This window comes from Methylobacterium sp. M6A4_1b, assembly GCF_053345175.1.
On record NZ_JBKEZQ010000001.1, the window covers coordinates 388,343 to 402,289 of the forward strand.

Below are 13,947 nucleotides of genomic sequence, written 5' to 3' on the forward strand. Positions count from 1 at the left end.
GCAGCCTCCGCAAGCCTCGAAATTCAGGGTGACGGCAGCTTCACGAAGCGCCCGGACAGGGCGCCAGGCAGCGTGACGGAGCCGTCTTTCGTACCGAGACGGGCGGACAGGAACGCGACGATCAGGCCGTTGATGTCACGCCACATCTGTACCCGATCGATCGGTCGCGGGTTCAGGAAGTCCTGAAACGGCGGCATGACCAGGCGATCCGAGAAATCTGCGTGGACCGCCTGCTTCACGCTGAGTGCCAGGCTGTCGCGCGGAAAGTCGGGACGTTCGTGGAGGTCGTAGGTGTCGCGCGTGGTGATGCTCTCGAAGCGAAAGGCCCGATCGTCCGAGGCGAGGTCGGCCGCGCTCGGGTAGGGAAGATCGCTCGTGAGGAAGAGATAGGGAACCGTCGGCGGCCATGCTTCGGTCGCGATCACGTCACCGTCCAGGTTGATCACCGCCCGGAGACGACCGGTCTCCCGCGACATCGCCGCGGCGATGCTGCCACCGAACGAGTAGCCGAGCACTCCGATGCGGGCGGCATCGATGCGGGGTCCGAGCAGGGGATGGGCAATGACGGCGTCGATCGTCGCCGACGCGGCGCGTGCACCGAGGACGGCCCGTTGTCGGGACACCGCGCGGGAGGTGGCGAAGGCGGCCTCGGAATTCATGTCGAGCGATCCGAGTTGCGCGATCCGATCCCCTCCCGACAGGGGCGAGCCATGGACGAAATCGTCAGCGGCCGCCACCACGAAGCCGTGGCTCGCGAGATTGGCCGCCATGAACGTGTTGACGTCGCGCTCTGCGAACCAGGAAGGCAGCAGGAGGATCAGCGGATGCGATCCGGGTGCCGGCGGCGCGCCGCATGCCACGGCCCGGGTCGGCCACAGAATCATTCGCAACAGCAGAACGGCGCGCGCGACGAGGCCGGAGCAGCCCCCCTCGGCCGGATACCAGAGTTCGACCTGCGCGCCACCGACGGGACGGAAGGCCGCCACGCCCACGGGATGCTCACCGGTGGGGGACGGCCGCTGAGCCGCCAGGAAGACCAGAGCGCGGACGTGCTCCGTCGCGATGAAACTCATGGCGACGCAGATTGTCAGGAAACAAACCGCCACGGCAGCGAGCGCCCGCCATCGGCGCTCGGTGCCGTCGATCGTCATCGAACCGCGCGCTCCGTACCGGAGATCTCCGAGAGTCCGCCGTGCAACCGCCTGAGCAGGTCGTTCAGCGTTCCGTCTGCGAAGGTGCCTTGGAATTCACCTCCGACATCCTGCACCAGGACCGACCCGGTCAGCGTGCCGGTCCAGCCCAGGATCGGGTCGAACCCCCGCCCACGCGGCGCGTCCATCCCGAGGAACTGAACCACGCGTCCCGGATAAGGCTTGGGCCGATAAAGATTTCGCGCGTTCATCAAGTAAAGTAGCCAGCCGTCGGCAGTCTCCGACCCGGTGCGTGGTGGCACCCGATCGATCAGCTTCAAGGCAACGGCCGCCCTGAGTATCCCGATTTTATGCGCAAGCGAATAGTTGCTGAGAAACTCGGCGAACGTCTTCTTTCCGGAGAATACCAGCACAAGACTCTCCTGGACGTGCTTGAGACGGATTTTAGATTTGTTCAACAAACTCAAGCGCTGAAAATAGTTCGGGTGCCAGCCGTTGACGAAGGCGAGGACCTCGACCTCGTCTCCGGCCGACCGCAGCTGCTGCGCGACCTCGTACCCGATGAGACCGTGAACGCAGAGCCCGAACAGGATGTAAGGCCCCTGCGGCCGGATCTTACGGATGAGGCGGACGTAATCCGCGGCGATCTCCTCGAAGCCGCGCCCATCCGCAGCCGGCGTCACGTGCGCGTCGAGGGTTTGCACGCTGTAGAAGGGGTGGCCCGAACCGATGGCGCGTGACAGGTCGTAGTACGAGAGCAGGTGATTGATGGCGATGATGGGCGTGCCGTCGCCGTCGGGTTGCACCACGACGATCTGTCCATCCGTCGCATCATCCCTGAGCGATTCGACATGGCGAACGAAGGCCGTCAGCGTCGGCGAGCGGAACAGGGACACGACGTCGACCTGTCGTCCCAGTCTCCGGCCGACCTGAACGCACATCCGCACCGCGAGGAGCGAGTGCCCGCCGAGATCGAAGAAGTTCGAGTCGGGATCGATCGCGGTGACGTCGAGCACCTCCTGCCAGATCGTCCGGATGGCCGCTTCGATCTCGGATGGAGGGCCGGCCTTCGCCGGAGGCCCGGCGACGGAAGCGGGCGGATGTGGGAGCGCCGGCCGGTCGATGGCGCCCCCGGCCGTCCGCGGCAACGCGAGGAGCACGCTGATGCCAGCCGGCTGCGTCTGCAGCCGCGCGTCCCGCGCGAGACGCCCCATGAGCGTCGCGGGCAACGTTTCGAGGGGCTGGCGGACATCGGCGGCGGGCACGACATAGGCGTAGGGTGCCGGCGTGCCGTCAGGGCGTGAATGCGCCACGACGGCGGCTTCCGAGACGAGCGGATCGAGGAGCAGCACTTCCTCGACGGCGGTGCATTCCTCGGAATTCGCCGCCGTGCGGAGGGCGATCGGCAGGGCCGAGAGCGGCCGATCGGCGTCCAGCAGGAAGCCGTCCAGGGCGGCCCGCCAGCCGGCCAGGAGATGCTCGGCCGTCTCGAGTTCGAAGAGGTCGGTGTTGAATTCGAGAGCGAGGCGCCAGCCGCTCGGCCAGTGCACGAGGAAGAAGTTCAACTCGTAGAGCGAGCCCGGCGAGAGCGACGGCTGCGCCCGAAGATCGAACCCTCCGTAAGTCTCCTCCCGGATCACTTCGTGGAGAACCGCGAAGTTGATCGAGATGAGCGGTGTCCGGGAGGGGTCTCGCGGCGGATTCAGAAGCTCGACGAGGTGGTCGAAGGGCATCTGCTGGTGGATCAGCGCGTCCTGCACGGTCCGGTTGGCGCGCTGGAGGAAGTCACGCAGGCTGAGGTCGCCCGAGGCCGCGACGCGCAGGACGAGGTTGTTGAGGAAGACGCCGACGATCTTCTCGAGGTCGGGGTGGTGACGCGATGCGAGTTGCGTTCCGATGACGAGATCGGTCTCGCCGGTGACGCGATGGAGCCCGGCCATCGCGGCGGCGTAGCAGAGACCGAACAGCGTCACGCGCTCCGTCTTCGCGAATGCGTCCAGGGCGTCGCTGAAGTCCTGCGGAAGCATCTGCGCGATGATGTGGCCGTTCGAGGACGGCACCGCCGGCCGCGGAAGGTCCGGGGCGACCTCGAAATAGGGCGCGCCGGCCAGCTGGCGGCGCCAGTAGGCGGCCTCGGCCTCGAAGCCGCGGCTGCTGAACATCGCTTTCTGCCACGACGCGTAGTCGCCGTACTGCATCGGCAGTTCGGGCAGGGTCGGAACCGAGCCGGCTTGAAGAGCCGCGGTCACGAGTCCGAATTCATGCGCCAGGAGGCCGATCGAGATCCCGTCGAAGGCGATCTGGTGGACCGTGACCAGCAGGGAGCCCTGGTTCGATCCCGTCCGGATCAGCGTCACCCGGATGAGCGGCGGACGATCGAGCTGGAAGGGTGCCTTCGCCTCGCGCTTGGCCAGGGCGACGGCCTCGTCCGCCCGGGTCGCCTCGGGCACCATGGTGAGGTCGACCTGCGAAAGCTTGAAGCGAAGCTGCGGCAGGACCTCCTGGACCGGCTCGCCGTCGCGCGCGTAGAAGCGGGTGCGCAGGATCTCATGCCGATTGATCAGGAACTGCAGGGCCCGCTCGATGACCGGGGGACTGAAATCCCCTTCGAGCTCCCAGCGCAGGGCGATGTTGAGGATCGTCGAGCCCGGATGAAGGGTGTCGATGAACCAGCAGCGCCGCTGCGACGACGAGCAGGGGAAGATCAGCGGCTCGGCGACCGGGAGGGCGCCGGTCGCGATCTCGTTGTGAAGCGTGGTCATCGGGCGACCCCATTCAGGGTGGATCCGCGTCGGAAGGACATGAGCGACGGCAGCACCGTGCGGGACGCGCGGGTCTCCGACGCGTCGGCGGCACTCGCGAGTTGGGCGATCGTCGGATTCTCGAAGACGTGCTTGGCTTCGAGATCGATCTTCTCGTCCATCAGGCGGGCGGCAATCCGGAAGATGTGCAGCGAGTCCGCGCCGAGGGAGAAGATGTTGTCTTCGACGCCGATGTCGTCGACCTTCAGCACGTCCTTCCAGATCGCCGCGATCTGAGCCTCACGGGGATTGCGCGGCGGGACCACCGGGCGCGCGTCCCGCCTGGCCCCGGCCTCGGGCTCGGGAAGCCGCTTGCGATCGAGCTTGCCGTTGGCGGTCATCGGCATGGCGTCGAGGCGCTGCCAGAGCGTCGGCACCATGTAGTCCGGAAGCTTGGCTGCCACATGGGCCGCCAGGGCAGCCGCGGTGACGGTTCCGCTCGCGTCCGTGAAGTAGCCGACGAGGCTGGTGCTGTCGCCGCGCTGGAGCAGAGCGACCGCGCTGGCCACGACGCCCGGATAGGCGCGCAGCACGAGCTCGATCTCCTCCAGATCGATGCGGAAGCCCCGCAGCTTGATCTGCTGGTCGGCACGCCCGAGCAGGCGGATCGTACCGTCCGCGGCCCGGCTCGCGAGGTCGCCGGTCCGGTAGAGGCGCTCCGGGCCCCGGCCGGGAACGGCGATCTCGCGGAAGGCGGCCGCCGTCAGGTCGGGACGGTTGAAGTAGCCGTGCGCGAGGCCGACGCCACCGATGTAGAGCTCGCCCGCGACACCGATCGGCGCCAGCGCGTCGTCGCGGTCGAGGACGTAGAGCTGGGTTCCTGCCACCGGCCCGCCGATGGTGACCCGGCCCGGCCCGACTCGGCCCGCGCTCGACCAGATCGTGGTCTCGGTCGGTCCGTAGAGGTTCCACAGCTCGCCCCCGTTCGCCAGGAGGAGGTCGGCGAGATCCTGCGGCAGCGGCTCGCCGCCGCAGAGCATCTTGAGGTCGGTCCCGGGCTGGAAGCCGGCTTCCAGCAGGACCCGCCAGAGCGAGGGCGTGGCCTGCAGGACCGTCGCGCCCGAGGTCCGGATCCGGTCGACGAGGCCGAAGCCGCCGCGGACCTCGTCCCGGTCCGCGATGACCGTGCGGCCGCCGAGGATCAGGGGCAGGAACAGTTCGAGGACGGAGATGTCGAAGGTCGTCGTGGTGACGGCGAGGAGCGTGTCGGCCGCGGTGAACCCGGGCTCGACCGCCATCGACCGGAGCAGGTTGACGACCGAGCGGTGGCCGACCTCCACGCCCTTGGGGGTACCCGTCGAGCCGGAGGTGAAGATGACGTAGGCGGCACGGTCCGGCCTGCCGGGATCGGCGGCCGCGACGGACGGCGCATCGGGCAGTGGCTGGTCGAGCTGAAGGACGGGCAGCCCCCCCTCCGCAATCGCGGCCGTCGAGGACCGGTCGCAGAGGAGCAGTGCGGCCTCCGCGGCCGCGAGGACCTGGCGCGACCGCGCGACCGGCTGGGCCGGATCGAGCGGGACGTAGGCATGGCCCGCCTTCATGATGCCGAGCATCGCGGCGACCATCTCGGGGGAGCGTTCGACGGCGAGGCCGATCCGCGTGGGCTCGGCACCGGCCAGGGCTCCGACCGCGAGGGCGATCCGGTCCGCCCGATCGGCGAGTTGCCGATAGGTCCAGCGCGCGTCCCCGCAGGCCACGGCGACGGCGTCGGGCGTCCGCTGCGCCTGGAGGGTGACGAGTTCGTCCAGCGTCGCCTCATCCCGGGCGACGGACGGTGCCCGGTTGAGATCCTCCACCAGCCAACGGTGCTCGCCCTTGGTCAGCAGCGGAAGAGCCTCGACGCGCCGGGCGGGATCCTCCGCCACGCTCGACAGGACGGACCGCAGGTGTCCGATCCAGCGGGCGATGGTCGCCTCGTCGAAGAGATCCGTGCTGTAGTCGCAGTCGATCTTCAGGCCATCGTTCGTCTCGGCGATGTTGAGGAAGAGATCGAAGTTGACGAAGGCCTTCGGATTCGAGGTGAAGGACGCCTCCAGTCCCTCGAAGGCGAGCTTGTCGTTGAGCCGTTCGAGGTTGAACTGGATGCTGGTGAGCGGCAGCCGGTTGAGGTCGCGCGGGATCTCGAGGCGCCGCACCAGCGTGCCCAGCGTCGTGTCGGGCTGCTCGAACGCACTGAGGACCTTGTGCTTCACCCGCTTGAGGTGGTCGGCGAAGGGCTCGCCCGCCGCGAACGCCGCCCGCAGGGGCAGGAAGTTGACGCAGTGGCCGACGAGGATCGCGTCGTCGAGCCCGTTCTGGGCTGCGCTCGGGATCGCCATCACGACGTCCTGCGTCCCGGCGAGCCTGCCGAACACGACCTGGGAGGCGGCAAACAGCGCCACGAACAGCGTGCACCCCTCGCGCGCGGCGGCCGTCTTGACGGCGCGGGTCAGGTCGCCGTCGATCCAGGTCGTGAGCGTCGCGCCGCGGAAGGATCTCGGATGGACCGGTGCGCGGTCGACCGGGAGGTCGACGGGCTGGGGCAGGACCTCGAACTCCTTGCGCCAGAACTCGGGAACCTCCCCGGTGTCGCGGCTCGAGAGGTCGAGGGCGTATCGGCGGAACGGGAGGGGCGCGGGCAGGTCCGCGCTCCGGCCCAGGCGATGCGCGGTGTAGAGGGCGCACAGATCGCCGGTGAGGATGTTCATCGACCATCCGTCGCAGATGATGTGGTGCGCCGTGAGAACGAGCACGTGGCGATCGGGGCCGAGGGCGATGAGCCGAGCCCGCACGAGCGGTCCGGCCTCCATGTCGAAGGGCGTGCGGGCGTCCTCGTCGAGGAGTTCCGCCATGGCCGCCTCCGGATCGGGGGCGGAGGTGAGGTCGGTGCGAGGCAGCGCCAGCGGCAGGGTCTGGACGACCTGCATCGTCGCGCCGCCGCGTCCGATCCGCGCCCGCATCGCATCGTGACGGGCGACGAGACCGTCGAGGGCGGCCGCGAGGGCGGCGGTGTCGAGCGCACCGGAGAGATGGAGCGACACCGATTCGTTGAACGCGCAGGACGCGCCGTCGCCGAGCTGGGCAGCGAGCCAGACTTCGCGTTGAGCCTCGGTCAGCGGGACCTCGGCCGGAAGGCCCGCCTCCACGTCCGGCGTGCTCTCCTCGGTCACGGACATCACGGGCATCGACGGCCGCAGGAGGCCGGCGTCCTGCAGATCGTCGAGTGCGCGGGTGAAGGCCCGTTCGATATGCGCCAGATCCGCATCGGAATGGGCCGTCGTGATGAAGCAGGGGAACCCTTCGAGGATGTGGACGCCGTGGAGGCGCAGATACGGGAAGATCAGGGTCGCGAGGCGGTCTTCGCGCGCCATGTCCAGGTAGTACCAGCTGCTGCAGCGCTCGATGGTCGTCGCGAGGCCGCGCCGCGCGAAGTCGGCGTTGAGGCGATCCACATGAAGGCGGCTGCGCTCCGACAGGGTCTCCTGGAGAGCGGGGCCGTGCTCCTTGACGTGCAGCAGGACGGCGTGCACCGCGGCCAGGACCAGGGGGTGGCGCACGAAGGTGCCCGCGAAGAAGGTCGGGGCCACCTCGGGGAACGAGGCGTCGCCGTAGCTCCACTGCCCGCCGTCGAGCGCATCCATGAACTGCGCGGTGCCCGCGAGGATGCCCACCGGCATGCCGCCGCCCACCACCTTGCCGTAGGTCGCCAGATCGGCGCGGATGCCGAGAAGCGCCTGCATGCCGCCGGGATGGACCCGGAAACCCGTGATCACCTCGTCGAAGACGAAGGCCGTGCCGCTCTGTTCGGTGATCGCCCGCAACTCACGCAGGAACGGTCCTGGCTCCACGCTTGGGTGCCGGCTCTGCACCGGCTCGACGATGACGGCGGCGATGTCCTCGGCGTTGTTCCGGATCCAGGCCAGGCTCTCGGGTGCGAGGTACGGCAGCACGACCATGTTGCTGACGGCCTCCGACGGGATGCCGGGGGCGACAGGGACCGACGCGACCGCACCGGCCCGCCCGGAAGCCTTCACGAGGACCTCGTCGAACTGACCATGATAATCGCCCGTGAAGATCACGACCTTGTCCCGGCCCGTCACCGTGCGGGCGACCCGCATGGCGGCCATGACCGCCTCGGAGCCGGTGTTGCAGAACGTCACGCGCTCGTTGCCGGTGATCTCGGCGAACAGGGCCGCCGTCTCCCCGGCGAGGGGGCTCTGCGGGCCGATGGCGAAGCCGCGCTCGAGCTGCGCGACCAACGCTTCCGTGACGAAGTCGGGCGAGTGGCCGAAGGCCGTCTGTCCGAAGCCGTTCACCAGGTCGACGTAGTCGTTTCCGTCGATGTCCCAGATATGCGAACCCTTCGAGCGCTCGCAGACCACCGGATAGACGATGTCCTTCCATTCCTGGCGGAAGCCCGTGGCGCTGCGCGGGTCGGCCAGCACGGACCGATAGGCCTGAGCACGCGCCTTGGAGAGGGGCGTGCGCGCGTTGTAGCGCGCAACGAGGTCGTCGATGAAGGTCTGCTGGCGCGGCGTGATCGCGCCGACCGCATTCGCGCCGGGCCGGTAGAGCCGGATGCGGGCGGGGGCCTCGTCAGCCGATGTCGGAACCGCCGCGGCAGCGGAGGGGGTCGCCGGTTTCGCGATCGGCGCGGCGCCCGCGTTCGCCGCTACGGCTGCGGGCATCGCCGGGGCGGGACGGGCAAAGACCGCCTGCGCGGGCGCGGTCGCCGGCATTGCGGCGGGAGCCGTGCCGAGCAGCCCGCATTGCTGGCTCAGCAGGGACTGCAACGTCTGGAGCTGGGCATGCAGGAGGCTGTGCAGAGCGCCATCGGCCGGGATCGCAGCGGCCGGTCCGAGCAGCGCGGGAACCGCGATGGGGCTCGGGACGGGGGCAGGCATCGGCACCGCGACTGACGGCTCGGCGGCGACGGCGATCCCGGGTGCAGCGGGCGCCTTGACGCGGATTGCCGCGATGTGATCGGCGAGCGCGGCCATCGAAGGCAGGTCGCTGGACAGCTGCCGGAACGTCAGCTTCACGCCGTACTGCTTGCGGAGCCGGGTCACGAACTGGGCCAGGAACAGGGAATCGAGTCCGTGCTCGAGGAAGGTGCTGTCGAGGTGGTCGGCGTCGATCGAGACGCCCGAGAGTTCTTCCACCATCGCGATGAGCTCCGACACGAGCTCTGTCCGTGCCGCTACGGAACCGTGATCCGACGTCTGCCCCATTGTCGTCTGCGCCTCATCGTTGTTTGTCGAAGGCCTGATGAAAGGATCGTTCGGTCGCGGGTCGCCCGTCTGATCGACGGGGGCCGCCGCGGGCGGCGCGATGCGCGCCGGCGCGTCGATCCAGTGCCGCTGGCGGTCGAACCGATAGGTCGGAAGAGACAGGCGCCTGCACCCGGGACGCCCGACGGCCTCCCAATCGGGCGTGACGCCGGCGGTCCAGAGTTCGGCCAGTGCCTCGGCCGCCACGATCCGGCCGTCCGCCACCTGAGCCGGATCCGGCATCGAGTTGATCACCGCGCGGGCCGTGCCACGCGGCAGGCCGGCATGGGCGAAAGTGGAGAGCGTGCGGCCCGGCCCGACCTCCAGAAGGACCGATCCGTCCTGCGCGACCGTCCGGAGGGCGTCGGCGAAACGTACGGTTTCGCGACAATGGCGTGCCCAGTAATGCGCGCTCGTCGCCTGTTCGGGGGTGATCCAGCCACCGCTGACGCTCGATGCGTAGGGCCGGTTCGGAGCGTTCAGCGTGATCCGTTCCGCGAGCTTGGCCAGCCCGTCGACCACGGGATCCATCATCCGCGAATGGAACGCGTGCGACGTATGTAGCCGTCGCGCGCTCACCTCGGCCGCGAGGAGCCCGCTCTCGAGCTCCGCCACCGCATCGAAGGACCCCGCGGCGACGCAGAGGTTCGGTGCGTTGACGGCTGCGATGTCGAGGCCCGCCGGCAGGCGCGCGCGCAGCTCCGCCTCGGGCAAGCGCACGGCCAGCATGGCGCCGCCGGGTTCGGACTGCATGAGGCGCCCGCGCTCGACGACGAAGGCGAGGGCATCCTCGAAGGTGAGCACGCCCGCGAGGCACGCCGCCGTGAGTTCGCCGACGCTGTGCCCGACCATCGCGGCGGGCCGGATCCCCCAGCTCATCCAGAGGGCGGCCAGGGCGTGCTGGGTGAGGAAGATCGCCGGCTGCGCGACGCCGGTGGGCGCGGGGCCGCCCGTGGTCTCATCGGGCCTGTCGCCGTCCAGGAACGCCCTGACGTCGGCCCGGCTGGCGGAATCGAGGAGATCGAGGCCGCGATCGATCGCGTCGCGGTAGACCGCCTCGCCCCGATAGAGATCCCTGCCCATACCGATGTGCTGGCTGCCCTGGCCGGGGAACATGAACACCACGGAGGTCGGTCCGCCGACCTCGCGGCGGGGCAGCTTTCCCCGCAGGCCCGCGATCGCGCCGGGCAGGTCACGGCACACGATGGCGGCACGGTGCTGGAACGCCGTACGGCCCACCTGCAACGTGTGGGCGACGTCGGCGACGTCGAGGGTGGGCGTCGCCTCGAGGTGCTCCGCGAGGCTCGAGATGGCCGCGTCCAGGGCGGCGCCCGTGCGTGCGGAGAGGGGGATCACCGACGCGGCGGGCCGGATCGGCGCGGCGCGCGTGACGCGGGGCGCCTCCTCCAGCACGACGTGAACGTTCGTGCCGCCGACGCCGAGGGCCGAGACGCCGGCCCGGCGCGGACCACGGCGCGCCGGCCATGGCGCGAGGCGCGAGGCGACAGCGAAGGGCGTCGACGCGAGGTCCAGGAGGGAATTGGGGGTGCGGAAGTTCGCCGTCGCCGGGATCGTTCCGCTCTCGACGGCGAGGGCGGCCTTGATCAGACCCGTGACGCCGGCGGCGGCGTCGAGGTGGCCGACATTGCCCTTCACCGAGCCGATGAGGCAGCGCTCCGCGACCGCGATCGGCCCGAACGCCTTCGCGAGTGCAGCGATCTCGATGGGATCTCCGAGGGGCGTCGCCGTCCCGTGGCACTCGACGTAGCCGATCGTCTCCGGGTCGATGCCCGCGATCGCGTGCGCCGTCGCGATGACCTCGGCCTGCGTATCGACGCTCGGAGCGGCGAACCCGACCTTGGACGCACCATCGTTGTTGACGCTCGCGCCGCGGATGACGGCGTAGATATGATCGCCGTCCGCCACGGCATCTTCCACCCGCTTCAGGAGCACGGCGGCCGCACCCGCGCCGAAGACGGTGCCGTTGGCGTCCGCGTCGAACGGCCGGCAGACGCCGTCGGTCGAAACGATGCCGCCCTCCTGGCTGATGTAGCCGCGCCGCTGCGGCAGGCTGATCGACACGCCGCCGGCGAGCGCCATGTCGCACTGATGCAGGAGAAGCGCCTGGACGGCCTGGGCGACGGCGGTGAGCGAGGTCGAACAGGCCGTCGCGATCGACATGCTGGGACCTCGCAGGTCGAGCTTGTAGGAGACGCGGGTGGCGAGGGCGTCGGCGATGGCGCCGGTCAGCGCCTCGTAATTGCCGACCTGGAACTCGGAGGTGAAGCGCTCGGCCGCGCCGGCCTCTCCCAGGACATGGTGCAGCAGGTAGGTGTTGAGGCTGCATCCGGCGTAGACGCCGACCGGGCGCCCGGGTGCCAACGGTGGATAGCCCGCATCCTCGAACGCCTCCCAGGCGACCTCGAGGAAGACCCGGTGCTGCGGGTCGGTCAGCGCCGCCTCGCGGGGGCGCATGCCGAACAACGCGGCGTCGAAGAGCTCGACATTCTCGAGGACCGGTCGCACCGCCACGTATTCGGGCTGCGCGCGCTCCTCGTCCGTGAAGATGTCCTCAAGCGCTTCCGCGGCGAGGGGCGCGACCATCGAATCCCCGGCGCACAAGCGGCGCCACAGCTCGGCCGGATTCGCCGCGCCAGGGAAGCGGCCCGCCATGCCGACGATGGCGATCCCTTCGATCGGCGGCTCATCCGAGCCGGCGCTTGGGTCGGGTACGGTGGTCATCGCGCATGCCTCCCCAAGGTGCCGAGACGCTTCAGCGCTCCGGCCTGTCGCAGTCCGCGGGAACTCACGCTCGCGCTCACCGCAGTTTGGTCCGCAGCACCGTCGATGAGTTCGGCGAGGGCGCGGATGGTCGGCCGGGCGAACAGGTCGATGACCGAGACCGCAGCGGCCCCCTGCTCCGTCAGGCGCTGATGAACCGCCAGGAGCTTGAGCGACGAGCCGCCGAGTTCAAAGAAATTGTCCTCGATGCCGACGTCCTCAATCGCGAGGACATTCCGCCAGACGGAAGCGATGCGCCGTTCCGTCTCCGTCCGCGGCGCGGCGAAGGCCCGAGGCCTCTCAGGGCCTCGCGAAGCCTCGGCCGCCAGGGCCGCCAGGGCGGAGCGATCGACCTTTCCGTTCACGTTCAGGGGCAGGTGCGGCAGGCCTTCGAGCGCGGCGGGACACATATGCGCCGGCAGGCTCACGGCAAGCGCCGCGCGCAGGGAGGCGAGGTCGAGGGGCGAAGGGCCGGTGTTCACCACGAAGGCGTGAAGGCGCTTGCCATACGCATCCGTCTGCACAGCTGCCACGGCCGCGTCGCGCACGCCCGGAAGTCCGCGAAGGACCGACTCGATCTCCCCGAGCTCGACGCGCTTTCCATCGATCTTCACCTGCGTGTCGACGCGCCCGAGAAATTCGATCGCGCCGTCGGGCCGGCAACGAACGAGGTCCCCCGTCAGGTAAAGCCGGCCGCCGGGAACCGGGGACTGGATGTCCGGCCGAAAGCGCTCGGCGGTCAGGTCTGGCCGGTCGAGATAGCCGATCGCGACACCCTCGCCGCCGGCGCAGAGCTGGCCGGCCTCGCCCGCTGGGACCGGCTTCAACGCGTCGTCGAGGATGCAGACGTGCGTTCCGCGAATGGGGTGTCCGATCGGAATCGCCCCTGCCGGTTGATCCTGCGGGATCGTGAAGCAGCAGGTGATGGTCGTGTTCTCGGTCGGTCCGTAGGCGTTGATCAGGCGGCAGTGCGGAAGGGCATCGAGCACCTTGCGGACATGGGTCGGGGAGAGCACGTCACCCCCGGCCAGCAGCTGGCGCAGCCCCACTAGGTCGTCGAGCGCTTCGTCCACCATCAGGTGGAAGAGGCCAGTGGTGAGCAATAGGTTCGTCACACCGAAGGTGCGGACCATGGCGCCGATCTCCCGGAGCGAGGGCCGGCGCCGATCGGGAAAGGCGAGTTGGCCACCGTTCAGGAGCGGCGCCCAGATCTCCCAGGTTGCGGCATCGAAGGCCAGCGGGGCGATCTGAAGGTAGACGTCGTGGGCGCCGAAGCTGGCATAATCGGGCTGATGGACCAGCCGGACCACCCCGCGATCCGGAATCATCACACCCTTGGGGCGGCCGGTGGAGCCCGATGTGTACATGACGTAGGCGAGATCGTCGGGACCGCGCATCGGAAGGGGGACGCCTTCCGCCATCTCCCCCTGCACGCCCCCGGTCGCATCCATCCGGACGGTCGGCCCCGTCCACGCCAAGCCATGGGGAACGGGCTCGGCCAAATCCACGATGAGTGCGGCCGGCCGGCAATCCGCGATCATCGCAGCGAGTTGCGCGCAGGGATAATCGAGATCGAGCGGCACGTAGGCCGCCCCCGCCTTCAGCACCGCGAGCAACGCACAGACCGCGGCGGGCGAACGCTCGACGAGCAGCGCCACACGATCGCCCGGTGCGATGCCGAGGGCCATGAGCCTGCGGGCGAGGCGATCCGATCGGCCGTCGAGCTGGGCATAGGTCCAGTCCTGGCCGGTCGCCCGCAGGGCGACGGCGTCGGCGAACGCGCGGGCGCGCTCGTCGAAGAGCGCGACGATGCTTCCCTTCGCCGCTCCGGTCGGGTCCTGCTTGGCGTTTGAAGTCAACAAGATCGCCACCTCAGTCTTGAGACCCGGACAACGGCACAGGGCCGGCGGGAGTCAGACTGATAGGACGCGCCTGTTTGTTTCAATTCCTGCTTACGACTGCGAC

4 protein-coding genes are annotated in these 13,947 nt (G+C 69.4%); all 4 read right to left on the minus strand.

Features of this window, described 5'->3' with window-relative positions; genetic code table 11:
- Positions 1-23: 23 nt before the first annotated feature.
- The 4 genes from ACLBWX_RS01925 to ACLBWX_RS01940 are packed head-to-tail and all read right to left on the minus strand — an operon-like array spanning position 24 to position 13,844.
- Positions 24-1,151, minus strand: a complete 1,128-nt coding sequence (locus ACLBWX_RS01925; RefSeq protein ID WP_447675401.1) for a dienelactone hydrolase family protein — start codon at positions 1,149-1,151, stop codon at positions 24-26.
- Complete coding sequence (locus ACLBWX_RS01930) at positions 1,148-3,913, minus strand: condensation domain-containing protein (protein WP_447675402.1); 2,766 nt, start codon at positions 3,911-3,913, stop codon at positions 1,148-1,150. Before ACLBWX_RS01930 ends, ACLBWX_RS01925 begins: the two co-directional genes overlap by 4 nt.
- Positions 3,910-11,943 (minus strand): amino acid adenylation domain-containing protein, encoded by an 8,034-nt coding sequence (locus ACLBWX_RS01935; RefSeq protein ID WP_447675403.1) that lies wholly within the window; start codon positions 11,941-11,943, stop codon positions 3,910-3,912. The genes ACLBWX_RS01930 and ACLBWX_RS01935 overlap by 4 nt, the downstream gene beginning before the upstream one ends.
- Entirely contained in the window at positions 11,940-13,844 is a 1,905-nt protein-coding gene (locus ACLBWX_RS01940) for an amino acid adenylation domain-containing protein (RefSeq protein WP_447675404.1), read from the minus strand. The genes ACLBWX_RS01935 and ACLBWX_RS01940 overlap by 4 nt, the downstream gene beginning before the upstream one ends.
- Between the last annotated feature and the right edge of the window lie 103 nt (positions 13,845-13,947).